The organism is Streptomyces sp. CY-1, assembly GCF_047218265.1.
Taxonomy (GTDB): Bacteria; Actinomycetota; Actinomycetes; order Streptomycetales; family Streptomycetaceae; genus Streptomyces; species Streptomyces niphimycinicus.
Window position 1 is genome coordinate 4,357,796 of sequence record NZ_CP178393.1, and the last position, 24,459, is coordinate 4,382,254.

The window sequence follows — 24,459 nt, forward strand, 5'->3', positions numbered from 1 at the left end:
AAACCCCCTATGGACCCCTATCATCCCTTTGGGGTCCCGTATCCGGGGGCAGCGGGCAATGGCCACGCTTAATTCACCAGAGTGCATGAGAATTCCGGTGGCGACAAGGATCTCGAGCAAATAATGCGCCCAGTATTCAATTTTCCCAGAAGTGGAGGGGGTTCAGAGGTGGAGGGGCGGCCTTTCGGTCCGCCCCTCCACCTCTCGGGGGATCGCCAGTTGGTCTCGGGGTGGGGTCAGCCGCGGTCGGGGGCTCTCTCGATGAACGGAGCGAGCAGCCCCGGTACCGCGGTCTCTGCGAGGGCGATTCCCTGGCCTTCGGTCAGGTCGTGCACGTGGTAGACGCCTTCACCGGCGGCGGTGGTGGCGCCGAGGGTGATCAGCCCGACCCGGCGCTGGAACGGCGTCCGGGAGAACTTCCAGCCGATGATGGCCTCACGCTGATGGGCCACGGTGCGGCGGGCGAACGCCCCGGAGCACATCACCAGGAAGCGGCCGCGCAGGAGATGGCCGAGGCTGTGGTAGGCGCCCACGGCGAACGCCACCAGGACCGGCACCAGCACCACACCGGTGATCACGCCGGTGATGACGAGCCAGGAGCCGAGCCACAGGCCCAGGCCCACCGGGACGGCCGCGATCAGGACCGACCAGATGAGGGCGCGGTTGATCCGGCGCCGCAGGGCCGCCCGGGGGTGCGGGAGAAGACCCTTGCGCTCGATCAGACCGGGGCCGGTCGGCAGCGCCTCGGCGGCGACCCGCAGGGCCTCGCCGCGCGGGGTGGGCGGGGTCAGGGCGCGGCGCCTGCGGTTGTCCTCCTGGTTGCCCAGGCCGCTGGCGACGGCGTTGAGCTTGGCGCCCTTGGCCCAGCGCAGCGGGATGGGCTCGACGAGTTCGAGGCCGCGCAGATGGCGTTCCTCGATGCTCACGGAGCGGGTGGCCAGCAGTCCGCGGCGGATGCGGAAGATCCCGCCGTCCTCGCGGCGCAGTTCGTAACCGGCCCAGTTCTCGATGTAGGTGGCGGTGGAGCCGATCATGCCGAGGACGACGATGAGAACGGCGGCCAGCAGGACTCCGTACCACAGGGGAATGGTGCCAAAGCGGTTCTCGAGGTCCTTGATGACGCCGAGGTCGAGCGGGTTGACCTGGAGCTCGCTCAGGGTGCGGTAGGTACTGGCGGCGGCGATGAAGACACCGCCCACGCCCCAGAGGGTCAGCGGGCCGTAGCGCAGCCAGGACCAGTCCAGCCGGCTGAGCACGCCGTCGCTGTCGGCCACCGGCCGGGCCCGGCCCGCGTCGCGCAGCGCGATGATCCGGCCGCGCAGCTCCAGGGCCTCGGCCTTGGTGATGCCGTCGAGGGCGAGCCTGCGCGCGGCGGCGTCGCTCTGGTCCCCGCTGTCGATCCGCAGGGTGGTGAGGCCGAAGATCCGGTGGACTGGGTTGGCGGTGAGGTCGACACCGCGGATGCGGCCGATGGGGACCGAGCGCTCGCTGCGGAAGAGCAGACCGGTGTGGAGCTCGAAGCGGTCCTCGGTGAGCCGGAAGCGGGTGGTGAACAGCCGCATCAGCCCGATGCCGCTGATGACCAGGAAGGTCACGAACAGCGAGCCGAGGGTGATGATGACCTGGAGGTTGGTGTCGCCGCCGGTGACCGCGAGGCTGACCAGGAACATCGCCACCGGTGCGGCGAGGATGGACAGGTTGACCAGGAGCAGCCGGCTGTTGAGCCGCCCCCAGTCCTGGCCGGCCTCGTGGGCGGGCGGCCGCACGGTGGTGTCCGACGTCATGTGGCGTCTCCCGGGACGGCCTGGGTGGACTTGGCAAGGTACTCGACCAGGTCGGCGGCCATCTTGTGGTCGATGCCCTTGATCTTCACCGCGCCCGCGGCGGAGGCGGTGGTCACGGTGACGCCGGAGAGCCCGAACATCTGCTGGATCGGGCCGCGCAGGGTGTCCACGGTCTGGACGCGGGAGAGCGGAACGACCCGCCACTGCTGCCAGAGCCAGCCGGAGGCCGCGTAGACCGCCTCGCCGGTGGCCTCCCAGCGGTGGACCCGGTAGCGCCAGGCCGGCATGACGGCCATGTAGAGCAGCCCGGGGACCAGCGAGATCAGCGTGGCCCACATGAAGAACTCACGCGTGGGGGGAATGGAGGCCCACAGGATTCCGAAGACGAGCGGCAGAGGCAGGGCGAAGACGGCGGACTGCACGGTCCACCAGCCGATCGCACGGCGGTCGACCCGGTGCCGAGGCGGTCGGAGCCTCAGGTTGTCATGGCGTTCCACTGCTTCACCCTGCTCTTGCGTCTGGCGGGTGCCGGGGCGGGCCCGGCGGGGTTGGTGGACTATGAAATCAGGCGGTTCAGACCGACGCACCGGTGGTGGTCTGCTGCGGCAACTGAGCGCTCGCGATGTCCTGGCTCTTCAGCTTGCGCATCTTGGCCAGCAGCACGGCGGTACGGGTCAGCACCATGGCCAGCGACATGAAGACGAACGCGTTGGCGTAGGTGTCCTGGCCGCTGATCTTGTAGTCGATGGAGAACTTGACCAGGTCCATGGTGAACCAGTGCTCGGCGCCGTAGGCGAAGAGGATGCGTCCGCTGGACAGGACGATCCACACCAGGGCGTAGCCGATGCCACCGATGGTGTAGAGGTCGCCGGAGGTGGCGTCCTTGTAGGCGGGCAGCAGCACTCCGGCGATCAGACCGCAGATGACACCGGTGCCGACGCCCACAAGCTGGAGGGAGAGGTCGTTGCCCTTGGTCGGGAAGGAATCGACGAAGATCGCGATGACGATGGCCACGGCGATGACCGAGCGCACCATCCGCATCGTGGTGATGCGGCGGCGGCCGATGTCGGTCGCCAGGATGATGATCAGGATCGTGCCACTGGCGATCAGTGCGGACATGAACTGGCTCATCTGTGGCATACGGGACGTTCTCCAAGCCAAAAAGGGTGATGTGCAGGCGGTGTGACGACTCTCCGTCTCACCTGACTCAACGCTAGAAGCGCACCGGCCGACGCGAGACGACTGAACGGTGGGTTCTGGCTGTCAACCGTCCGGTGGACACGGTGGACACGCGTGGTAGTACTGAGCCCGTGCGCAATCACTCTCCGGGGGAGGGCTCGCAGACCGGGGCGTACTACGGTCCCGAGTCCGGCACCCGCTGGTTCGGCCTGTGGGACGGCTTCTTCGCCGTCTCCTATCTCGTCACGGCGATCCTGCTCTTCCTCTCCAGCGGCTCCCAGGCCAGCCACTCCATCCCGATCGCCGCACTGACGCTGTGCGTGCCGTGGTACGCGGCGGTCGGCCGGACGCTGATGATCGAGGACACCTACGGCCCGCGGAACCTGGTGTTCGCGGCGGGTCTGGTGGCGCTGTTCTGCGTCACCACGGCGTTCAACCTCATCGGCGCGTTCGCGCTGTTCGCCGTCATCCCGATGCTGATCATGAGCCTGCCGATGGTCTCGGCGGTGGCGCTGGCCACGGTGGCCAATCTCTGCCCGGTGCTGGTGGTGGCGTTCATCGGGGAGGACCTGGGGCTGAGCGTCCTTGGCGTCCTGCCCATCTCGCTGCTGAGCATCGCGCTGTCGATGCTGCTGGGGCTGTGGATCAAGCGGGTGGTGCGGCAGAGCAAGGGGCGCGGGCAGCTCATCGAGGAGTTGCGGCGCAGCCGGGAACGGGTGGCCAGGCTCTCCCACGAGGCCGGAATCTCGGCCGAACGCGAGCGGCTGGCCCGGGAGATCCACGACACTCTGGCGCAGGGCCTGACCAGCATCATCAGCCTGGTGCAGGCGGCCGAGTCGGAGGTGCGCGACGCCCCGGACCAGGCGGTGAACCATCTGTCGCTGGCCGGGCGGGTGGCCAAGGAGTCGCTCGCCGAGGCCCGTGACTTCGTGGCCGCCCTCACCCCGCCCGCGCTGCGCGGCGGTTCGCTCTCCCAGGCGGTGCGCCGGCAGGCCGAGGGGCTGATCGCCGAGACCGGTCTGGAGGTGCGGTGTTCGGTGATGGGCGAGGAGAAGTCGCTGCCGATGGCCGTGAGCGTGGTGCTGCTGCGCACGGTGCAGGAGGCCATCGCCAATGTGCGCAAGCACGCCCATCAGGCCCGTACGGTGGATGTGATCGTGGTCTTCGACCAGGGCGGCGTCCGGCTGCTGGTCCGCGACGACGGCGAGGGATTCACCCCGGACGGCACCCAGGAAGGCTACGGGCTGCGCGGGATGCAGGCCCGGGTGGAGGAGATCGACGGGGTGGCGTCCGTCACCAGCAGCCCCGGACGGGGCACCACCGTGGAGGTGAGCGTGCCGGTGACGGCGCTGACCGGGGAGGCAGTGAGTGGCTGAGGGTACGTCGGGCGGACCGAGCGGCCCCATCAGGGTCCTGTTGGCCGATGACCATCCCGTGGTGCGGGAGGGGCTGAGCGCCATGCTGGAGTCCGCCGAGGGGATCACGGTGGTCGGGCAGGCCGGTTCCGGTGAGGAGGCGGTGGTCCAGGCGGTCGCGCTGCGGCCGGACATCACCCTGCTGGATCTGCGCATGGGCGGGATGGACGGGGTCGAGGCCACCGGGCAGATCCTGCGGCAGGTGCCGGGCTGCAAGGTGGTCATCGTGACCACCTACGAGGACGACTCCGACATTCTGCGCGCGGTGGAGGCGGGCGCCGCGGGCTATCTGCTGAAGGGCAGTTCACGCCAGGAGCTGATCGACGCGGTGCAGACCGCGGCGCGTGGCGAGACGGTGCTCACCCCGTCGCTCGCGGGCAAGCTCTTCCGCCCCCGGACGGTCGAGCCGTCCCCGCTCTCCGGCCGTGAGCGCGAGGTGCTGCGGCTGGTCGGCCGGGGGCTGACCAACGCCGAGATCGGCACCGAGCTGTTCGTCAGCGAGGCCACGGTCAAGACGCACCTGCTGCGTTCGTATCGCAAGCTCGGCGTCTCCGACCGTACGGCCGCGGTGATGACGGCCATGGAGCGCGGGTTCCTGAGCTAGCGCGGCCGTAGCGGGGCCCACGACCGCGGGTGGGCCCCGCTACACCGTCCCCGTCAGGCTGCTGTCCGAGAGCTTCGCGGGCAGGTCACGGCGCCGCTTGACGTTCAGCTTGCGGTAGATGCGGGTCAGATGCTGCTCCACGGTGCTGACGGTGACGAACAGCTTGGAGGCAATCTCCCGGTTGGTGTTGCCGTGCGCGGCCAGCACCGCGATCCGCACCTCCGCCTCGGTCAGCGCCTCCACATCGCGCTGCTGCTCGGCGCCCTGGCCCGGCTGGGCGGCGGCCGCCGCCAGCTCACCGGCGTCCGCGTGCCGGGGCATCAGCTCACGGCAGAGCGGATCGGCGCCGCAGGTCTTGGCCACATGCCACGCCTTGCGGACGAACACCCGGCCCCGGTTGAAGTCGCCCAGCGAGCGGTAGGCGCGGCCGAGTTCACCCAGCGCGATGGCGAGCTGGATGCGGTCGTCGCCGCCCTCCAGGATCTCGACGGCCTCCTTGAGCCGGGGCACCCGGCGCTTGAGCTCGTCGGTGCGGGCCAGGACCACCAGCAGGGCGCCGCGCAGCCGGGCGTCCTCCGGGCCCAGCCGCAACTGCTCCTCGGCCAGCGCGCGGGCGCGCTTGGGGTCGCCGAGGGCCAGCCAGGTCTCGGCGGCGTCCACCCGCCAGGGGGTCAGCAGGGGCATGTCCATCCGCCAGGCGTCCATCAGCTCACCGGCGGCCGTGAAATCGCCGAGCGCGGCGTGGTAGCGGCCGGTGGCCAGATGGCAGCGGCCCCTGGCCCGCAGGTAGAACAGCCCGGGGAGGGTCTGGAAGAGCTCGTCGGGCAGCGGCTGTTCGAGCAGCGCCATGGCCTCGTCGTAGTGGCCCATCCCGGTCTCGGCCTGGATCAGGGTGGACAGCAGCAGCCCGATGCCCACGCCCCAGCCCTGGATGGAGATCCGCGACATCGCGGTGCGCGCCTGGTGTGCGGCGACCTGGAGATCGCCCTGGCGCAGTGCTATCTCGGCCCGTACGGCGGACAGCAGCGCCTGCCAGGTGGGGACGCGGCGGGCGGAGCATTCGCCCAGCAGCCGCTCGCACCAGGACAGGGCGAGGTCGAGCCGGCCGGCCAGGACCAGCGCCAGCAGTGCGACGACCAGCGGCTGGAGGGTGCTGTCGCTCAGGTGGTGGCGCTGTAGGACCCGTTCGGCCTCGATGACGGCCCGGTCGGCCTGGCCCTCGGTGAGCGCGGCGGACATGGTGGCGGCGGCGTGGGCGTAGGCCAGGTAGGCCATGTCGCGGGGGGCGCCGGTGGCCGCCGTGACGCCGGTCCCGACGGTGGGGAGGCGGTCGCGCAGCGGGGGGCTGAACATCGTCAGCCACTGGGCGGAGGCGGAGACGGCGGCGGTCATCGCGGGGTCCTCGCCGGTGCCGGCCGAGCGGGCCAGCGCGGCGACGGCGGCGGCCGCCGCGTCCAGCCGCCCGGACCAGACGAGGTAGGAGGTGATCGGGGCGACGTCGCGCGGGGCGAGCCGGCCCCGCTCGGCGTCCGCGATGAGCTCCGGCAGATGGCTCTCGGCGGCGGCGGGGCCGATCCGCCAGGCGATGCTGACCAGCCGGGCCTTGAGCGCGGTGCGCTCCGGGCCGGGCCCGCAGCCGTGGTGGGCGTGCTCCAGGCAGCGGAGCGCGAACTCCAACTCCTCCTCGACCAGGGCGAATTCGGCGGCCTCGCGCAGGACGGGGACGGTCCAGCGCTCGCCGTCCTGCCGGGCGGAGACCAACTGGCGGGCGACGTCGAGGGCGGAGGCGCCGTCGGTGTGCAGCAGCCGGGCGGCGCGGGCGTGCAGGGCGCCGCGGGCGGTCGCGGGGGTCGCGTCGAGCACCGCGGTACGGGCCACTTCGTCGCGGAAGGCGTTGTGCTCCAGGATGGCGCACTGGTGCAGGTCCTGGACGCCCTGCTGGACCGTGCTGAGGCTCAGGTCGAGAAGCTGGCCGAGCAGCCGGGGGGAGCGGGCGTCGCCGAGGACGGCGACCCCGCGGGCGACCTCCAGCACCTCGGGCTCGCTCCGGTGCAGACAGCCGAGGACGGCGTGGGCGAACGCCTCGCCGGGCGCGGGGCGCTGCTGGGCCTCGCCGTGCTCGCCAACGGTCCGCCAGTCCTCCAGCAGGGCGCGCAGCAGCATCGGGTTGCCGCCGGAGACGCGGTGGCATTCGGGGGCGAGGCGGGCGGCGACGGTGGCGGACAGGGAGCCGGACAGCGCCTCGGCGACGCCCGGTTCGGTGAGCATGTGCAGCCGCATGCGGACGCAGTTGGGCTGGCGGAGCAGCTCGGCGTGGAAGGTGAACTGTTCCTGACGGAGCCGGGGGGATTCGGTGAGGACGATGAGAACCCTCGCCTGGCGCACCCGGCGGGCCAGGTGGAGCAGGAATTGCAGGGACTGCTCGTCGCCGCAGTGCACATCGTCGACGAGGACGACAAGAGTGCGATCGTCGACCATCCGCAGCAGTACCGAGGAAATCTGGGACATCACGTGCATGCGTCCCGCGGCGGTGCTTTCCGGCCCGTTTCCGTCAAGCAGTGCGATCACTTCGGATCGCACATCGGAGGGCATAGCGCCGTTGTCGAAAATCTTCCGGACAATCCCGAACGGGAGATCTCTCTCGGCTCTCGAACCGGTCGCTTCCAGGAGCAACGCACCGCTTTCGATGGCCTGTTCGGCAAAGGTGTTCAGCAGCGTGGTCTTACCACTGGCCACCGCGCCGCTGACCAGAGCCAGCCGGCCTCTGCCCTGGGTCGCGCCGCGCAGCATTTCGCGCAGGGCGGAGAGGTGGTTCTCCCATTCGAAGAGGTTCGCAGGCAAAGAATTCATCCCCCGATGAACGCCACCTGATACCCCCAACGGACCGCCGGGGGCAACAAGCGTGACGAGTGGTGATTTCCAGTACGTCGGCCAGGTTCCTGAAGCGCCCGGGTCAGGGTCTCGACCCCGAGAGCCGCTCCGCGACGAGACTCATAATCGGCTCTTGATGCCCGGCCAAGAAGAAGTGACCACCGGGGAACACCCGGATGTCGAACGCGCCCGTGGTGTGCGACCGCCACGCCTCCGCCTCTTCGAGGCTGGTCCGGGGGTCGTTGTCGCCGGTCAGCACGGTGATCGGCGAGCGGACCGCGGCACCGGGCACGGAGCGGTAGGTCTCGATCGCCTTGTAGTCACCGCGGATCGCCGGCATCGCCATGCGTAGAATCTCCTCATTTCCAAGGACGCGGGAATCGGTGCCGCTCAGCAGCTTCATCTCGCGTACGACGCCGTCGTCATCGCGCCGGTGCACATTCTCATCGCGGTAACGGGAGGGCGCCCGGCGGCCCGACGCGAAGAGGGCGAGCGCGGAGAACTCCGCATCGGCCTCTTCCAGCCGACGGGTCACCTCGAACGCGAGAACGGCTCCCATGCTGTGCCCGAAGAAGACCACCGGGAGATCGAGCCACGGCTTCAACTCCGCGGCGATGGCGTCCGCGTACTCATCGATGTTCTCGATCAGCGGGTCCTGCCGCCGGTCCTGACGCCCCGGATACTGCACGCACAGGACATCCGCGGACGAGGAAATCGTTTGTGACATCGGGAAGAAGAACGACGCCGAACCGCCGGCATGCGGCAGACATATCAGACGGGCGCGACTCTCGGGCGCCGGATGGAATCGTCGTATCCAGACGCTGTCTTCTCGCTGTGCACCCATGCGTAGGGAAGTTCTTTCACTCGTCAGGCAATCCGTGCGGACAGACGGCAGAGCCTACCGGGCGTGCGTCCAGGGCACCTCGGCACAGCACTGCCCCTTCATGATTAACACGCCCATTGATGTAGGGGGCACCCCCAGTCTAGGGGGATTCTCCTTGACTTGGCCCCCGGGGCGTGTGCGACTGTCGTGCACTCCTGCTGAGCGCCTCCGCCAGATCGTCCAGGGCGTGCACGAGTTGCTCGGCGTCGCGCAGCGCCACCCCCGGACGGTCCCCCGCCTTCTGCCGCCACCGCTCCAGCGACCGGCGCACCGCCTCCCAGTTCAGCGGCCGCCGCTCCCGTACCGCCTCGGCCGCCTTCGGGATCGCCTGCCGCAGTGCCTCGGCGAAGTCCCCGGCCCCTTCGGACGGCGCCGCGTCGCGCTCCGGCAGATGCGCTTCCAGCAGCATGACGACTCGTCCCATCGTGGACAGCGCCGTCTGCGCCGCCCGCGCCGCGCGCCGCGACAGTCCGCGGTGGCGCACCGGTTCCCGGTGGGCCTGTGCCTCACTCTGCTCCCAGGCCGCCCGCGCCGCGCGGGCGTCCAGCAGGGCGTCCCGCACCTGGCGGGGGCGGCGGTCGGCGGGGCGGGCGTAGGCGTCGAAGACGGCGGTGGCGAAGGAGCCGTTCGCGGCCAGCCAGTCCGCGAGCCGGTCCCGCAGCCGCGGTGTCTCCCAGGCGGGGAAGACCGCGTACGCCACCATCGCCAGCACCCCACCGAGCAGGGTCAGCGCCACCCGCGCCTGCACGGTCTGCCCCCATGCCTCGCCCGCGATGCTGAGCAGGAAGACCACATACGCGCTCACGCAGGCGGAGGTCACGATGAACCCGGTGCGCAGCAACAGGTACATCGCCAGGACGCACACCACGGCCAGCCCGGCGCTCAGATAGGAGCCGGGGTGGACCAGCGCCACCACCCCGCCGCCGACCAGCACACCCGCGAGGGTGCCCAGGAACCGGGCGACGCCGCGGGAGTACGTCTGGGCGAAGTCCGGCCGCAGAACCATCGTGGAGGTCAGGGGGGCCCAGTAGGAGTGCCCCAGCGGCAGGGCCGTGCTCAGCAGATAGCCGCTGACGCTGACCGCGCACAGCCGCACCGCGTGGCGCAGCACCGGCGAGGACCAGCGGGCCTCGCGGCGGATGGAGCGCAGCGCCATGGTCACGGTGCCCGGGATACCGGGGCGGGGCCGGAAGCGGTGGACCGTGCGGCCTTCGGGGGACACCTCCTCCACCGGCTCATCGGACGCCTCCACCACGTCGGCCACCAGCGAGAAGAGCCGCAGCGCGGCACGTCGGGCGGCACCGCTCAGCTTCGGCCCGTCCTCCGGCACCCGCAGGACGGACATGGCCTCGGAGGGCACCCGCACCGGTCTGCCGTGGCGGATGGCGTGGGCCACCGCGTCCAGCACGGTGCCCGTGGCGGCCAGCAGTTCCCGCACCCGGTCGCGCTCGGGCCCCTCCTCGGGGGCGCCGACCACCGGGTCGGCGAGCGAGGCGAGCACCGGGCGGATCCGCTCGGCCAGCAGCCGGTAGCCGCGCAGTTGCCGGGGACGGCGCCGGGCCTGACGCGGGGTCAGGGCGGCGGCGCTGCGGGCCTCCATCAGCGGCTTGGGGTCGAAGTGCGCCACCGGTTCGTAGCGCAGCTTGCGGGCGTAGTCCGCGACGGCGGCGAGCGCGTCCGCGAGGGCGTCGCGCTGCACGCCCCACGGGCGGACCGGGAAGAGCACGATCAGCGCGGCCTGCACCACGCCGCCGAGCCCGACCAGCAGGGCGTGCCCCAGGGCGCCCAGGGTCGAGGTCGGCAGGGTGACCGTGATCAGCATGACGGCCACCATCTGGGTGGAGACCAGCCCGGAGACCGGGCCGACCGCCCATGACATGCCCGTCATCAGCGTCCATACGGCGAGCATGATGACGAAGGTGAGGGTGTGGGTGGCGGCCAGATAGCCGAGGAAGGTGCTCACCGCGAGACCGGCCGCGGCGGCCAGCGCCAGCCAGGGGCGGGGGCGCCAACTGCGCTGGAAGGTGGCGACCCCGGCGGAGAAGGCGCCGAAGGCCGCCGAGACGGCGAGCGTCGGCGAGCCGAGCCACAACGCCATCCCGATGACGAGCGCGACCCCGCACGCACCGCGGAGCGCGACCAGCGGCTCCATCCTGGTGCGCTCGATCGCAAGGCCGGTCCGGGCGGTCTCCTTCAACGCGTGCGACCAGGTCATGCGGCGAGACTACGGGGTGGCCCCGGGAGAACTGAACCAACCGTTCCGCTCTGGCTTCCCCGGGTCCGGCCCCTGGCGGGGATCAGTCCCCGGGCTCGCAGTCCACCTGGAGAAGTTGGAGCGGGCGGCTGCCGTCGAGGTCCACATAGGCGGTGAAGGTGCGGGTCGTCGGCGCCTGGCCCCAGCGGGTGGTGATGGTCGCCCAGCCGACCCGCGCGGACTGGGCCGTGGTCACCTCGCCGACCTCGATGTCCCGCGGCTGGTTCTGCGCGCACAGCAGCAGGTCGAAGTCGGGCGTCTGGGCGGCCCGCTCCTTGAGCTGGTCCGAGACCAGGTGCTCCCGCTCCCAGGCGCGCGGGCCGTGGTTCCCGTAGAAGCCCTCCAGGAAGTGGTGGATCTCCTCGGCGGTGTAGCGGCCGTTCGGGTCGGTCTGCGCGGCGGCCGAGGCGGGCGACCCGGCGGCCAGCGCGAATCCGAGGCCGAGCGCGGCCACACAGCCGCCGGCCACCGCGGCACGGGAGCGAAGTGAGCGCATCACAACAGACATGACAAATCCCCCTGTTTACGGTCTTGCGTTGATGATTCGCCCCTTATGCGGGCGAGCACACAAGAAGACCCTTCAGCCCCGCGAATGGTTGCTCAACTGTCCCTGGGACATGAGAACTTCCCCTTCGGCCCCCAGTGCGTGGCCCGCCCGGCCGGATTCTGGGTGAACGCGCCGCAGTACAGCACCGGCTCCGAGCCCCGGTCGGTGTGATGCAGGATCACCAGCGGCTTGTCCCGGGGCACCGAGCGGCCCCGCCCGACGTCCAGATAGCCGCTGGCGCCCTGCTTCCGGATGCCGTTGTCCAGGCCGATCTGCACATTGGAGCGCTCCACGTCGTCGGTGCTGCGGAAGGCCCGGTTGGCCGCCTCGGCCATCAACTGCATCGCGTCGTAGGCCAGGGCGGCGCGTCCGTCGTCGCGCCACAGGTCATGGGATCCGAAGTCCCTTGCGTAGTCGGCGTTGAACTTCTTGGCGATATCGCTCAGCCGCGGATGGCCCGCGGGCAGCACATGGACGGTGTGGTACAGCCGCAGCCAGGGCCGGTCCGCGTACTCACCGGCGAGGGCGGCGGTGGTGAGGTCATTGCCGCCGAGCACCGTCAGCTTTCTGCCCTCGCACGCCGTGTTGTCCCCGAAGTCGTCGAGGAACGCGCTGAACTGGAGGGCGCGGGAGGCCCAGTAGACGACCGTACGGGGGTTGGCGATGACCCGCTCGCACACCGCGTCGGCCAGCTCCCCGATGCTGTCCTTACGGGCGACACCCTCCTGCCCCGGGCCCTCGGCGATACCACCGGACCGGCCGCCGGGGGTGTACTCCAGGGTGAACGGCCGGGCGCCGAACCGCCCGGCGAACAGCGTCCCTATCTCATCGCTGTACAGATCCCGGGGGTCCTTGACGACCACGGCGGCGCGGGCCGGGGAGCAGCTCCCGGTGCCGTCGTCCATGATGTTGCCCCGGCGGGCGAAGTCGGCCTCGACCGCGGCCTCCCGGCTGTCGGTGGGCGCCACCCTGCGGTAGTACCCGTTCACCTGCATCAGATCCGCCGTGGCCGTGGTGCCGATGACCGGGATCCGCGCGCCGCCCAGGATCCGCACGGCCTCCTGGGTCTGCTTCAGGCTCTTGGAGAAGCCCACCACGCCGATGATCCCGGAGCCCTTCTTCCGGGCGTCCTCGGCGACCTGGCGGGCGATACGCGGGGCGTGTCCGAAGTCGTCCCCCGCGTTACGGCTGTCGACGCGCAGCCACACCTTCTGGGAGTCGTTGCGCGCCTCGTCGTTCAGCGCGCGCTGGGCCAGTGCGATACCGCGCAGCTCGGGCACGGCCGCGTTGTACCGCTGGCCCTCCGGGTCGGCGGCCACGTCCGAGCCGATGTGCACCACCGTACGGGCGGTGCCGTCGCCGTCCCCGACCTCGCGGTCCACCCGTGCGTTCTCCTCGCGGATCAGCCGCCGGGCGTCCTCGTACTGCTTCCGGGGCGAATCCGCGCTCAGCTCGGGACGGCCCGCGACGACCTCGCTGGACGCCCCGCCCAGACAGCCGCGGTCCGGCTCGGCCCCGACCCGGTCCAGCAGCCACACGCCCGGCGCGCTCAGCAGGGCCGCCACCACCACCCCGGTCAGGGCCAGCTCGGCGGCCGGGCCGAGCCGGAAGGTGCGCGGCGAGACGGGGTCGAGGTCCAGCCCCTCCGACTCCGGCACGGGCCCGGACAGTACGGCCCGCAGCGGCCGGGGCGCCCGCGACGGCATCCCGCTCGCGCCGCGCAGCCTGGCCGCCGCACGGCCCAGCCCACCGCTCTCCCCCGCGCCCGCCCCGCCCGCCGAGGACGGGGCCACCCCGCCCGCCCGGGACACGTCCATCGCGCCCGCCGGGGCGACGGCCACCACCACGACCGCCCCGCACCGGGTGTCCCGGGCGGCCTCCCCGTATCGCTCCAGGAAGCGCTCCCCGGCCGCCGCACCGGCGGCGTCCTCCGGCAGCTCCAGCAGAAAGACACACCGGGTGCGCCGCCGGCGCCGCCAGGGCGAGATCCGGCCCGGCCGGGCCGCGCGCCGCAGATCCGCCAGCAGCGCGTGCAGCAGCAGCTCCTCCCACCGGCCGACCGCCGCCTCCCGGTCCCGGCCGCGCTCGGCGCGCAGCAGCCGCGCGGCGTTCTCGAAGAAGTCCTCGGCGGTGCGGCCGTGGCTGATGCGCCGCCAGTCGGCGTACCAGCCGCGCCGGGTGGAGCGCAGCAGCAGCCGGGTGCGGCGGCGCCCCCACCACCAGCGCGGCAGCAGTTGGAAGAGGGGCCGCATCAGCAGCCGGCGCAGCTCCGCGACCCAGCCCGGGCCTGTCGTGCCGCCCTCGGCGCTTTCGCCGCCGAGCGTCCATAACGCCCGCAGCAGCGGCCCTCGGGCGATCCGCTGTGCGTAGCAGTGGTCGCGCAGCGCGCGGCCATCCGGCTCGGGGGCCCGCGGGTCCAGCGCCTGCTCGACGATGTCCCGCATCAGAAAGAAGTCGGTGAGCCGCAGACGGCCGGTGCGGCGGGGCACATCGACGCACAGCTCGCGGCCGAGATCGAGCGTCAGCGGCCGCCGCCCGGCGGTGTCGCGGATCTCATCGGGGCCGAGCGCCGCGTACGGCACCCGCTTGGCGCCATCGGGATAGAGCATCCGGCGCAGCCCCCGCATCGCCTGATGGGCGTGGGCCGCGGCCCGCTCGCCGTCCGCGAGCAGCAGCACGGGCGGCAGCAGATCCCGCCCCTTGGCCTTCCGGTCCCGAGGCACCACGGCGCCCTTGAGCGCCTCGATGAACTCCTCGGCCCCTTCTCCCGCCATGAACCCAGGCATGCCGCCACCCCCGATTTCCCCCGTTTTCTCCGTGGGCCTGGAATCCCCGGCCCCCGTGACGGCGAAACCCCCTGCCGGACCGGGTCCGGCAGGGGGCTGGGGAAACCACTCAAACGTGCGAATCACACGTCACATACGCCTCAGTGGTTCTTCGGGAACCCGAGGTTGATGCCGACCTCCTCCGACGGCTCCGGCCAGCGGGTGGTGACGACCTTGCCGCGGGTGTAGAAGTGCACCCCGTCGTTGCCGTAGATGTGGTGATCGCCGAAGAGCGAGTCCTTCCAGCCGCCGAAGGAGTGGTAGCCCACCGGCACCGGGATCGGCACATTGACGCCGACCATGCCCGCCTCCACCTCCAACTGGAAGCGGCGGGCGGCGCCGCCGTCGCGGGTGAAGATGGCCGTGCCGTTGCCCCACTTGGAGCTGTTGATCAGCTCGATGGCCTCGTCGTAGCTCTCGGCGCGCACCACGCACAGCACCGGGCCGAAGATCTCGTCACGGTAGGCGTCGGCCGTCGTCGGGACCTTGTCCAGCAGCGAGACGCCGATGAAGAAGCCGTCCTCATGGCCTTCGACGCTGTAACCCGTGCCGTCCACGACCACCTCGGCGCCCTGGGCCGCGGCCCCGTGCACATAACCGGCGACCTTGTCCCGGTGCTCCTTGGTGATCAGCGGGCCCATCTCGGAGGCCGGGTCGTTCCCGGGGCCGATGCGGAGCTTGGCGGCCCGGTCGGCGATCTTCTTCACCAGGTCGTCGCCGATGTCGCCGACCGCGACCACGACGGAGACCGCCATGCAGCGCTCACCGGCCGAGCCGTAGGCCGCGTTGATGGCGTTGTCCGCGGCGAAGTCCAGGTCCGCGTCGGGCAGCACCAGCATGTGGTTCTTGGCGCCGCCGAGCGCCTGCACCCGCTTGCCGTGCTCGATGGCCCGGGACTGGATGTACTTCGCGATCGGCGTGGAGCCGACGAAGCTGACGGCCGCGATGTCCGGGTGCTCCAGCAGCCGGTCGACGGCCACCTTGTCGCCGTGGACGACATTGAGCACCCCGTCCGGCAGCCCCGCCTCGGTGGCCAGCTCGGCCAGCCGGCGGGAGGCCGAGGGGTCCTTCTCGCTGGGCTTGAGGACGAAGGTGTTACCGCAGGCGATGGCCACCGGGAACATCCACAGCGGCACCATCGCCGGGAAGTTGAACGGCGTGATGCCCGCGACCACCCCGAGCGGCTGGCGGATCGAGGACACATCGACCCCGGTGGAGACCTGGGTGGACAGCTCGCCCTTCAGCTTCTCGGCGATTCCGCAGGCCAGCTCCACGATCTCCAGACCACGGGCCACCTCGCCGAGCGCGTCCGAGTGGACCTTGCCGTGCTCGGCGGTGATCAGCTCGGCGATCTCGTCGCGGTGGGCGTCCAGCAGCTCGCGGTACTTGTAGAGGATCGCGGTGCGCTTGGACAGGGACACCGTGCCCCAGGAGCGGAACGCCTCCTTGGCCGCGGCCACGGCCGCGTCGACCTCTTCCACGGAGGCCAGGGCGACCTGGGTGTCCTGAGCGCCGGTGGCGGGGTTGTAGACCGGGCCGTACGCGCCGGTCGCGCCCTCGACGGTCGTTCCGCCGATCCAGTGGTTGACGGTCTTCATGGGTGCGTGAGCCTTTCTCTCGAACAACGTCAGAAACGTCAGAGGTGGCGGCGGCGTGCGGCGGCCTGCCGGTCGTAGTCCTCGCGGGCCTTCACGGCGGCCGGACGGGTCGCGGTCTGGGCGACAGGCACATCCCACCACGCCTGTGCCTCGGGTGCGCCGGACACTGTGTCGGCCGTTTCGGTCTCCACATAGACACATGTGGGCCGGTCCGAGGCGCGCGCCACGGCCAGCGCCTCGCGCAGCTCGCCCACGCTCTCGGCGCGCAGCACGTCCATGCCCAGCGAGGCGGCGTTGGCGGCCAGATCGACCGGCAGCGGATCGCCGGTGTACTGCCCGTCGGCCGCCCGGTAGCGGTAGGCGGTGCCGAAGCGCTCGGCGCCGGTGGTCTCCGATAGACCGCCGATCGAGGCGTAGCCGTGGTTCTGGAGCAGCACGATGTTGATGTTGATGCCCTCCTGGACCGCGGTGACGATCTCGGTGGGCATCATCAGATACGTACCGTCGCCGACCAGCGCCCAGACCGGGGTGGCGGGCGCCGCGAGCCGTACGCCGATGGCGCCGGGGATCTCGTAGCCCATGCAGGAGTAGCCGTATTCGAGGTGGTACTGGCGCGGGGAGCGGGCGCGCCACAGCTTGTGGAGGTCGCCCGGCAGCGAGCCCGCCGCGTTGATCACCACGTCCTCGTCGCCGACGACCGCGTCCAGCGCGCCCAGCACCTGGGTCTGGGACGGCCGGGCACTCTCGTCCCCGGCGGCGTACGCGGCGTCCACCCGGCGCTCCCACGCGGCCTTGCCGGTGCGGTACTCGGCCTCGTACGTCTCCTCGACCCGGTGCCCGGCCAGCTCGGCGGTGAGCGCTTGGAGCGCGGCGCGGGCGTCGGCGACCACCGTGGTGGCGCCCAGCTTATGGGCGTCGAACGGGGTGATGTTGAGGTTGAGGAAGCGCACGGCCGGGTCCGCGAACAGGGTCGCGGAGGCGGTGGTGAAGTCGCTGTAGCGGGTGCCCACGCCGATGACCAGGTCGGCGGTGCGGGCCAGGTCGTCGGCGACGGCGGTGCCGGTGTGGCCGATCCCGCCGATGTCGGCGGGGTGGTCGTAGCGCAGCGAGCCCTTGCCCGCCTGGGTGGAGGCCACCGGAATGCCGGTCGCGTCCACGAGCGCGCGCAGCGCGTCCTCGGCCTCGCTGTGGTGGACCCCGCCGCCCGCGACGATCAGCGGCCGGCGGGCGGCGCGGACCGCCCGCGCGGCCGCGGCCACCTCGGCCGCTTCGGGAGCGGGGCGGCGGACATGCCAGACCCGGTCCGCGAAGAACTCCTCCGGCCAGTCGAACGCCTCTGCCTGGACATCCTGCGGCAGGGCCAGGGTGACGGCGCCGGTCTCGGCCGGGTCGGCCAGCACCCGCATGGCCTGGAGCGCGGCCGGGATCAGCGCCTCGGGGCGCATCACCCGGTCGAAGTAGCGGGAGACCGGGCGCAGCGCGTCGTTCACCGAGATGTCGCCCGCGTAGGGCACTTCGAGCTGCTGAAGCACCGGATCGGCGGGCCGGGTGGCGAAGATGTCGCCGGGCAGCAGCAGCACCGGCAGCCGGTTGACGGTGGCGAGCGCCGCGCCGGTGACGAGGTTGGTGGCGCCGGGGCCGATGGAGGTGGTGACGGCCTGGGCGGCGAGCCGGTTGTTCTGGCGGGCGTAGCCGACCGCGGCATGCACCATCGCCTGCTCGTTACGGCCCTGGAGATACGGCATGGTCTCCGGCCCGGACTCCAGCAGCGCCTGGCCGAGCCCGGCCACATTGCCATGGCCGAAGATGCCCCAGGTGGCGTTGATCAGGCGATGCCGTTGCCCGTCCCGCTCGGTGTACTGGTGGGCCAGGAACTCCACCAGCGCCTGGGCGACGGTCAGACGGCGCACTGCCGAAGCGGTCATCGTGGGTCTCCAGCGGATGCGGAATCGGGTCCTTGGTCGGGTGCCTGCTCGGGTGCTTGATCAGGTGCTTGATCGGGTGCTTGATAGAGGGGCAGCCGGGGGTCGACGGGCTGGTCCGGCCAGGTGAAGCGGATCCAGCCGTGGTCGGGGTGGTCGCAGATGAGCCAGGCGCGCTCCGCCTCCGGGCCCGCCATGACGTTGAGGTAGTACATGTCATGGCCGGGGGCGGCGATGGAGGGGCCGTGCCAGCCGTCGGGGATCAGCACGGTGTCCCCGGAGCGGACCTCGGCGAGCACGTCGGTGCCGCGGCCGTGGCCCGACGGGGAGACCCGCTGATAGCCGATGCCCTCGTTGCCGTGGGCCTCCGCGATCTCGAAGTAGTAGATCTCCTCCAGCTCGCTCTCCTCGCCGGGGCGGCACTGGTCGTGCTTGTGCGGCGGATACGAGGACCAGTTGCCGCCCGGGGTCAGCACCTCGACGGCGATGAGCTTGTCGCATTCGAAACCGCCACCTGATGTTCCGCCTCCGGCGGGGGCCGCCGCGGCGAAGTTGTTGACCTGGCGCGAGCAGTTGCCGCTGCCGCGCAGCTCGACGGGGACGGCGGAGGCCGGTCCGTAGCGCGCGGGCAGCCGCCGCTCGCAGCGGGCGCCGGTGAGCGCGAAGCGGCCGCCCGCCCCGCTGGCGATCTGGGCATGGGAGTCGCGCGGCAGATAAACGAAGTCGCTGACCCCGCTGAACACGCTCTCCCGGCCGTGCAGTTCGAAGCTCTCGCCCTCGGCGATCACGGTGCAGCCGCCGCTCAGCGGCAGCAGGATCCACTCGCTGTCACCGGTGGCCAGGGAGTGCGAACCGCCGGGCGGCAGTTCGAGAATCCGCAGGCTGGAGTAGCCCCAGCCGGCCCGCTCGGGGCTGATGTCCACGGCGTAGGGGCCGTCGGCCGCCTTGCCGGCCTGCACATGGCAGCCGGGGAACGGATCGTTGGTGGTCATGGCGTGAACTCATCGCCTTTCTTACAGCGTCACAACAGGCCGACGGCGGTGTCCACGGCGGTCTCGACGCTGCCCTCCGCCGGATAGAGCAGGGAGCGCCCGACGACCAGCCCCTGCACGGTGGGCAGCCCCAGCGCCTTGCGCCACTTCTCGTACGCCTCCTCCTGGTCCTGCGGAGACTTGCCCACGTCGCCGCCGAGCAACACCGCCGGCAGGGTGCTCGTCTCCATCACCGCCGCCATCTCGTCGGCGTCGTTGGTGACCGGCACCTTCAGCCAGGTGTAGGCGGAGGTTCCGGCGAGCCCGGAGGCGATGGCTATGGACTTGGTGACGGCCTCGGCGCTCAGATCGTTGACGACCTTCCCGCCCGTGCGCCGGGAGATGAACGGCTCGACGAAGACCGGCAGCCGCCGCTCGGCCATCTCGTCGATGGCGCGGGCCGTGGTGACCATGGTGGTCAGCGAACCGGCGTCGTCGTAGTCGATGCGCAGCAGCAGCTTGCCGGCGTCGAAGCGCAGCCGGGTCAGGTCCTGGGGGCGGTGCCCGGTGAACCGGTCGTCGAGCTCGAACGAGGCCCCGGCGAGGCCGCCACGGTTCATCGAGCCCATGACGACCTTGCCCTCGAGGGCGCCGAGCAGCAGCAGGTCCTCGAGGATGTCGGCGGTGGCGAGCACCCCGTCGACCCCGGGACGGGACAGCGCCACGCACAGCCGCTCCAGCAGCTCGACCCGGTTGGCCATGGCCAGCTTGTGGCCGCCGACGGCGAGGGCGCCGCGCGCCGGGTGATCGGCGGCCACGATCATCAGACGGCCGCTGTCACCGATGAGGGGGCGGCGGACCCGGCGGGCGGCCGCCTCGGCGATGGCCTCCGGGTGGCGGCTCCGCACCGTCACGAGGTCGGAAACGCTGATACTCAAGATTCTGCTCCTCCTTTTCGAGGCTCGGTTCGCCTCCGGGGCGCTCCAGCCTCCCCCAGCTACCGCTGGGAGGTGCCCCCCGTCGACGGTCGACCGTGCTCGGTCGCTCGTTCCTCGCTCCCTGCGCGTGCTCTCCCTTTCGACAGCGACGCGCCCCTTCGGCTCGCCCCCAGCTACCGCTGGGAGGTCCCCCCGGCCGGTTGACGGGGACACCCCGTAACGATGGGCGCCCAACGGCCTTACCGCTGGGCCCCGGGTCAGCCCCCACCCAGCAGGGCCTCGACCTCCGCTTCCGTGGGCATCGCGGAGGAGCAGGCGAGGCGGGACGCGACGATGGCGCCCGACGCGTTGGCGTACCGCATGACGCGCTCCAAGGGCCAGCCGGAGAGCAGTCCGTGGCACAGGGCGCCGCCGAACGCGTCGCCCGCGCCGAGTCCGTTGACCACCTCGACCGGGACGGGCGGGACCTCCGCGGTGGTGCCGTCGCGGTGCACGGCGAGCACCCCGCGCGGGCCCTGTTTGACGACGGCCAGCTCCACGCCCGCGTCCAGCAGCGCCTGCGCGCATGCCTTGGGCTCGCGCGCACCGGTGGCGATCTCGCATTCGTCCACGTTGCCGACGGCGACGGTCGCATGGCGCAGCGCCTCGGCGTAGAAGGGCCGGGCGGTCTCCGGGTCGGCCCAGAACATCGGCCGCCAGTCGAGGTCGAAGACGGTGGTGCCGCTCTTGGCGCGGGCGGCGAGTGCGGCGAGGGTGCTGGTGCGGCTGGGCTCCTCGCTGAGCCCGGTGCCGGTCATCCAGAAGATCCGGGTGGCGCGGATGGCGTCGAGGTCCAGCTCGGCGGAGTAGATCTCCAGATCGGGTGCCTTGGGGCGGCGGTAGAAGTACAGCGGGAAGTCGTCGGGCGGGAAGATCTCGCAGAAGGTGACCGGGGTGGGGTACTGCTCGACGGGGGTGACGAAGCGGTCGTCCACCCCGAAGGCCCGGAGCTCCTGGTGGATGTAGTCGCCGAACGGATCCGCCCCGGTGCGGCTGATCACCGCGGAGCGGTGGCCGAAGCGGGCCGCGGAGACCGCGACATTGGTCGCCGAGCCGCCGAGGAACTTTCCGAACGATTCGACCTGCGGCAGCGGCACACCGGTCTGGAGCGGATACAGGTCCACTCCGATGCGGCCCATCGTGATCAGGTCGTACGGCTCACTCATGCCTGCCCCTTCGGGAAAGACGCAGCTCAGGGTCTGGTGCACAGAACTCCGGGAGATGCCCCGGCCCTTCAGGTCTAGACGTGTCCCCCAGCCACTGTCAAGGCTTTGTCCTTACATACTGACGTAATCATCCGGGGCCATGGGGCACGTTATCGCGTCGTTACGTCCAGATGAAATGTTGTCATGACAAAGCCTTGACAGAGGACAGTCGCGGGGAGTTGGCTCCCGTTCTGCAACGGCCGTGCCAACACGACGGACCTGCCTTGAGAGGTGCTGGAACGGATGGACCTCAGACTCAATCGACACCGCAGAGCGGGCCTCGCCGCACTCGCCACCGCCGCCGTCCTGCTGGCAGCGGGGTGCAGCAGCCAGGGCGGCAAGAAGGCCCAGGAAGCCGACTCCGGCCTCGCGGCCGGGAAGGCCGACACCCCGCGGCTGAGGATCGCGATGATCACTCACGCGGCCCCGGGCGACACCTTCTGGGACACCGTGCGCAAGGGCGCCAAGTCCGCGGCGGCCAAGGACAATGTCGACCTCGTCTACTCCAGCAACCCCAACGGAGCCGACCAGGCCAACCTGATCCAGAACGCGATCAACCAGAAGGTCGACGGCATCGCCGTCACCCTCGCCAAGCCCGACGCCATGAAGGGCGCGATAGCCAAGGCGAAGAAGGCCGGGATCCCGGTCGTCGCCTTCAACGCCGGGCTCGAGCAGTGGAAGGACCTGGGCCTGCTGGAGTACTTCGGCCAGGACGAGAGCATCGCGGGCCAGGCATTCGGCAAACATCTCAACGAGATCGGCGCCAAGCACAACATCTGTGTGATCCAGGAACAGGGCCATGTCGCCCTCGAAGCCCGCTGCGCGGGTGTGAAGAAGACCTTCAAGGGCAAGACGGACACCCTCTACGTCAACGGCACCGATATGCCGTCGGTCAAGTCGACCATCGCCGCGAAGCTCAAGCAGGATTCGAGCATCGACTATGTCGTCACCCTGGGCGCCCCGTTCGCCCTGACCGCCGTCCAGTCCGCCAAGGACGCCGGCGGCAAGGCCAAGGTCGCCACCTTCGACCTCAACAAGGACCTCGTCTCCGCCGTCCAGAGCGGCGATGTCCAGTTCGCCGTCGATCAGCAGCCCTACCTCCAGGGCTATCTGTCCATCGACTCCCTGTGGCTCTTCAAGAACAACGGCAACTTCAGCGGCGGCGGGGAGAAGCCCGTACTGACCGGGCCCGCGTTCGTCACCAAGGAGAACGTGGACACCATCGCCAAGTTCGCCAAGAACGGAACGCGGTGACCCGGCCATGACCCATACCGCCACCCCGGCGGCCGCCACCCCGCCCGCCTCCCCCGCGGCCCCGCCGAAGAGCCGCACCGCCGAGCGCTCGCTGGCCCGGCGGGCGCTGGCCCGCCCCGAGATCGGGGCGCTGGTCGCGGCCATCGGCGTCTATCTCTTCTTCTTCGTCGCCGCCCCCACCTTCCGCCAGGCCGACTCCTTCGCCACCGTCCTCTACCAGGCGTCCACCATGGGGATCATGGCGCTCGCGGTCTCCCTGCTGATGATCGGCGGTGAGTTCGATCTGTCGGCCGGGGTCGCGGTCACCTCCTCGGCGCTGACCGCGAGCATGCTCAGCTTCCAGCTCACCGCCAATGTGTGGGTGGGTGTGGTGGTCGCCCTGCTGGTCTCGCTCGCCGTGGGGCTGATCAACGGACTGCTGCTGATCAGGACCGGGCTGCCCAGCTTCCTGGTCACCCTCGCCAGCTTCCTGATGCTCCAGGGCGCCAACCTGGCCATCACCAAGCTGCTGACCGACAACGTGGCCACCGACTCCATCACCGACATGGACGGCTTCGACCAGGCCAAGTCGCTCTTCGCCTCCGAGATCGACGTCTTCGGCGTCAGTGTGAAGATCACCGTGCTGTGGTGGCTGATCTTCGCCGCCATCGCCACCTGGGTGCTGCTGCGCACCAAGTTCGGCAACTGGATCTTCGCGGCCGGTGGTTCGAAGGAGAGCGCCCGGGCCGTGGGCGTACCGGTGAACCTCACCAAGATCGCCCTCTTTATGACGGTGGGCTTCGCGGCCTGGTTCGTCGGCATGCATCTGCTCTTCGAGTACAACACCGTGCAGGCCGGTGAGGGCGTCGGCAACGAGTTCTACTACATCATCGCGGCCGTGATCGGCGGCTGCCTGCTCACCGGCGGCTATGGCTCGGCGATCGGCGCGGTCCTCGGCGCCTTCATCTTCGGCATGGTCAACCAGGGCATCGTCTACGCCAACTGGAACCCCGACTGGTTCAAGTTCTTCGTCGGCGTGATGCTGCTGCTCGCGACCCTCGTCAATCTGTGGGTGCGCCGTCAGGCCGCCAGGAGGTGACCGTAATGGCAACGAAGGAACCCAAGAACAGCCCCGCCGGCCCCGCCGGCGCCGCGCAGGCCGCCGCACCGACCGATGAGCCGGTGGTCCGGCTGCGGGGCGTGGGCAAGCTCTACGGGAACGTACGCGCCCTGGAGGGCATCGACCTGGCCGTCCGGCCGGGCCGGGTGACCTGTGTGCTCGGCGACAACGGCGCCGGTAAGTCCACCCTGATCAAAATCATCTCGGGGCTGCACCAGCACGACGAGGGCGAGTACCTCGTCGACGGCAAGCCGGTGCGGCTGAACAACCCGCGCGACGCCCTGAACCTGGGCATCGCCACCGTCTATCAGGACCTGGCCACCGTGCCCCTGCTGCCGGTGTGGCGGAACTTCTTCCTCGGCTCCGAGCTGACCCGCGGCCCCTGGCCGGTGCGCCGACTGGACATCCAGCGGATGAAGAAGATCACCGACGAGGAGCTGTCCGCCATGGGCATCCACCTCGACAACCTGGAACAGCCCATCGGCACCCTCTCCGGCGGCCAGCGGCAGTCCGTGGCCATCGCCCGGGCGGTCCACTTCGGCGCCCGGGTGCTGATCCTGGACGAGCCGACCGCGGCGCTCGGCGTCAAGCAGTCCGGTGTCGTGCTCAAGTACATCGCGGCGGCGCGCGAGCGCGGGCTCGGCGTCATCTTCATCACCCACAACCCGCACCACGCCTATATGGTCGGCGATCACTTCGCGGTGCTGAGGCTCGGCGCCCTGGAGCTGAACGCGGCGCGCGAGGACGTCAGCCTCGAAGAGCTGACCAACCACATGGCGGGCGGCGCCGAACTGGCCGCGCTCAAGCATGAGCTGGCCCAGGTCCGCGGGGTCGATGTGGATGAGCTGCCCGAGGAGGTGACCGCCCCTTCCGCCTGACCGAACGCCTTCCCCCTGGCTCCCTGCCCCTCTGCCCCTCTGCCCCCTGACAGGACGCCATCCTCCGGATGTCTTTCTCCTGACAAGACGTCCGAATGTCCTGACGAACTCTTGACGGCCGCCCGCCCGGCCGGTGAAGCTGCCCAAAACAGCACGACGCGGGCACCCCAGAACACCGAGGAGACCCTCTGCC

At 70.8% G+C, this 24,459-nt stretch carries 18 protein-coding genes; 5 read left to right on the plus strand and 13 right to left on the minus strand.

Annotation, left to right across the window (positions count from 1 at the left end; all coding sequences use genetic code 11):
- Window positions 1-236: 236 nt before the first annotated feature.
- The 3 genes from ACK1X7_RS18355 to ACK1X7_RS18365 form a co-directional block, all read right to left on the minus strand.
- Window positions 237-1,784 carry a PH domain-containing protein gene (locus tag ACK1X7_RS18355; RefSeq protein WP_385146036.1) on the minus strand — a complete coding sequence of 516 codons (1,548 nt, stop codon included), beginning with the start codon at window positions 1,782-1,784 and terminating at the stop codon, window positions 237-239.
- Window positions 1,781-2,281, minus strand: coding sequence for a PH domain-containing protein (locus tag ACK1X7_RS18360; protein ID WP_078641499.1), 501 nt, complete (start codon window positions 2,279-2,281; stop codon window positions 1,781-1,783). Before ACK1X7_RS18360 ends, ACK1X7_RS18355 begins: the two co-directional genes overlap by 4 nt.
- A 76-nt stretch (window positions 2,282-2,357) precedes the next feature.
- Window positions 2,358-2,903, minus strand: coding sequence for a hypothetical protein (locus ACK1X7_RS18365; RefSeq protein WP_253209337.1), 546 nt, complete (start codon window positions 2,901-2,903; stop codon window positions 2,358-2,360).
- 191 nt (window positions 2,904-3,094) lie between these two features.
- Here ACK1X7_RS18365 and ACK1X7_RS18370 point away from each other — a divergent pair, with 191 nt between their 5' ends.
- A complete protein-coding gene (locus ACK1X7_RS18370; protein ID WP_385146034.1) occupies window positions 3,095-4,339 on the plus strand; it encodes a sensor histidine kinase in 1,245 nt (414 codons plus the stop codon).
- Entirely contained in the window at window positions 4,332-4,982 is a 651-nt protein-coding gene (locus ACK1X7_RS18375) for a response regulator (RefSeq protein ID WP_413115361.1), read from the plus strand. The genes ACK1X7_RS18370 and ACK1X7_RS18375 overlap by 8 nt, the downstream gene beginning before the upstream one ends.
- A gap of 39 nt (window positions 4,983-5,021) precedes the next feature.
- Here the strand turns inward: ACK1X7_RS18375 and ACK1X7_RS18380 are convergent, their stop codons facing one another.
- From ACK1X7_RS18380 to iolC, 10 genes are all read right to left on the minus strand, one after another.
- Window positions 5,022-7,832 (minus strand): helix-turn-helix transcriptional regulator, encoded by a 2,811-nt coding sequence (locus ACK1X7_RS18380; RefSeq protein WP_413115362.1) that lies wholly within the window; start codon window positions 7,830-7,832, stop codon window positions 5,022-5,024.
- A 103-nt stretch (window positions 7,833-7,935) separates the two neighbouring features.
- Window positions 7,936-8,697: a thioesterase II family protein gene (locus ACK1X7_RS18385; protein WP_385146028.1), complete on the minus strand. Its 762-nt coding sequence runs from the start codon at window positions 8,695-8,697 to the stop codon at window positions 7,936-7,938.
- A 139-nt stretch (window positions 8,698-8,836) separates the two neighbouring features.
- Window positions 8,837-10,951 (minus strand): FUSC family protein, encoded by a 2,115-nt coding sequence (locus ACK1X7_RS18390; protein ID WP_385146026.1) that lies wholly within the window; start codon window positions 10,949-10,951, stop codon window positions 8,837-8,839.
- A gap of 82 nt (window positions 10,952-11,033) precedes the next feature.
- A complete protein-coding gene (locus ACK1X7_RS18395; RefSeq protein WP_385146024.1) occupies window positions 11,034-11,498 on the minus strand; it encodes a hypothetical protein in 465 nt (154 codons plus the stop codon).
- A gap of 92 nt (window positions 11,499-11,590) precedes the next feature.
- Window positions 11,591-14,311, minus strand: a complete 2,721-nt coding sequence (locus ACK1X7_RS18400) for a hypothetical protein (protein WP_390793689.1) — start codon at window positions 14,309-14,311, stop codon at window positions 11,591-11,593.
- Between the two features lie 152 nt (window positions 14,312-14,463).
- A complete protein-coding gene (locus tag ACK1X7_RS18405) occupies window positions 14,464-15,960 on the minus strand; it encodes a CoA-acylating methylmalonate-semialdehyde dehydrogenase (RefSeq protein ID WP_390793688.1) in 1,497 nt (498 codons plus the stop codon).
- A gap of 38 nt (window positions 15,961-15,998) precedes the next feature.
- On the minus strand, window positions 15,999-17,885 hold the full coding sequence (gene iolD, locus ACK1X7_RS18410) for a 3D-(3,5/4)-trihydroxycyclohexane-1,2-dione acylhydrolase (decyclizing) (protein ID WP_398159804.1): 1,887 nt from the start codon (window positions 17,883-17,885) through the stop codon (window positions 15,999-16,001).
- Complete coding sequence (iolB, locus tag ACK1X7_RS18415; RefSeq protein ID WP_413115363.1) at window positions 17,882-18,874, minus strand: 5-deoxy-glucuronate isomerase; 993 nt, start codon at window positions 18,872-18,874, stop codon at window positions 17,882-17,884. The genes iolD and iolB overlap by 4 nt, the downstream gene beginning before the upstream one ends.
- 29 nt (window positions 18,875-18,903) lie before the next feature.
- The gene (locus ACK1X7_RS18420) at window positions 18,904-19,791 is read right to left on the minus strand and encodes a Cgl0159 family (beta/alpha)8-fold protein (RefSeq protein ID WP_216342042.1); all 888 of its coding nucleotides are present in this window, start codon (window positions 19,789-19,791) and stop codon (window positions 18,904-18,906) included.
- A gap of 257 nt (window positions 19,792-20,048) precedes the next feature.
- Complete coding sequence (gene iolC, locus ACK1X7_RS18425; RefSeq protein WP_385146014.1) at window positions 20,049-20,996, minus strand: 5-dehydro-2-deoxygluconokinase; 948 nt, start codon at window positions 20,994-20,996, stop codon at window positions 20,049-20,051.
- Between the two features lie 282 nt (window positions 20,997-21,278).
- Between iolC and ACK1X7_RS18430 the strand changes: the two genes are divergently transcribed.
- From ACK1X7_RS18430 to ACK1X7_RS18440, 3 genes are read left to right on the plus strand one after another with little or no spacing between them, the layout of a single operon-like run.
- Entirely contained in the window at window positions 21,279-22,289 is a 1,011-nt protein-coding gene (locus ACK1X7_RS18430) for a sugar ABC transporter substrate-binding protein (RefSeq protein WP_390793686.1), read from the plus strand.
- Between the two features lie 7 nt (window positions 22,290-22,296).
- On the plus strand, window positions 22,297-23,367 hold the full coding sequence (locus ACK1X7_RS18435; RefSeq protein ID WP_385146011.1) for an ABC transporter permease: 1,071 nt from the start codon (window positions 22,297-22,299) through the stop codon (window positions 23,365-23,367).
- 5 nt (window positions 23,368-23,372) lie between these two features.
- Complete coding sequence (locus ACK1X7_RS18440) at window positions 23,373-24,266, plus strand: ATP-binding cassette domain-containing protein (protein WP_385146009.1); 894 nt, start codon at window positions 23,373-23,375, stop codon at window positions 24,264-24,266.
- Window positions 24,267-24,459 lie beyond the last annotated feature (193 nt).

What these genes read in the sequence shown, in the direction of transcription:
- ACK1X7_RS18355 (WP_385146036.1), bottom strand. Translation starts at nt 1,784, where the DNA reads ATGACGTCGGACACCACCGTGCGGCCGCCCGCCCACGAGGCCGGCCAG.
- ACK1X7_RS18365 (WP_253209337.1), bottom strand. Translation starts at nt 2,903, where the DNA reads ATGTCCGCACTGATCGCCAGTGGCACGATCCTGATCATCATCCTGGCG.
- ACK1X7_RS18380 (WP_413115362.1), bottom strand. Translation starts at nt 7,832, where the DNA reads ATGAATTCTTTGCCTGCGAACCTCTTCGAATGGGAGAACCACCTCTCC.
- ACK1X7_RS18385 (WP_385146028.1), bottom strand. Translation starts at nt 8,697, where the DNA reads ATGGGTGCACAGCGAGAAGACAGCGTCTGGATACGACGATTCCATCCG.
- ACK1X7_RS18390 (WP_385146026.1), bottom strand. Translation starts at nt 10,951, where the DNA reads ATGACCTGGTCGCACGCGTTGAAGGAGACCGCCCGGACCGGCCTTGCG.
- ACK1X7_RS18395 (WP_385146024.1), bottom strand. Translation starts at nt 11,498, where the DNA reads ATGTCTGTTGTGATGCGCTCACTTCGCTCCCGTGCCGCGGTGGCCGGC.
- ACK1X7_RS18400 (WP_390793689.1), bottom strand. Translation starts at nt 14,311, where the DNA reads ATGGCGGGAGAAGGGGCCGAGGAGTTCATCGAGGCGCTCAAGGGCGCC.
- ACK1X7_RS18405 (WP_390793688.1), bottom strand. Translation starts at nt 15,960, where the DNA reads ATGAAGACCGTCAACCACTGGATCGGCGGAACGACCGTCGAGGGCGCG.
- iolD (WP_398159804.1), bottom strand. Translation starts at nt 17,885, where the DNA reads ATGACCGCTTCGGCAGTGCGCCGTCTGACCGTCGCCCAGGCGCTGGTG.
- iolB (WP_413115363.1), bottom strand. Translation starts at nt 18,874, where the DNA reads ATGACCACCAACGATCCGTTCCCCGGCTGCCATGTGCAGGCCGGCAAG.
- iolC (WP_385146014.1), bottom strand. Translation starts at nt 20,996, where the DNA reads ATGAGTGAGCCGTACGACCTGATCACGATGGGCCGCATCGGAGTGGAC.
- ACK1X7_RS18430 (WP_390793686.1), top strand. Translation starts at nt 21,279, where the DNA reads ATGGACCTCAGACTCAATCGACACCGCAGAGCGGGCCTCGCCGCACTC.
- ACK1X7_RS18435 (WP_385146011.1), top strand. Translation starts at nt 22,297, where the DNA reads ATGACCCATACCGCCACCCCGGCGGCCGCCACCCCGCCCGCCTCCCCC.
- ACK1X7_RS18440 (WP_385146009.1), top strand. Translation starts at nt 23,373, where the DNA reads ATGGCAACGAAGGAACCCAAGAACAGCCCCGCCGGCCCCGCCGGCGCC.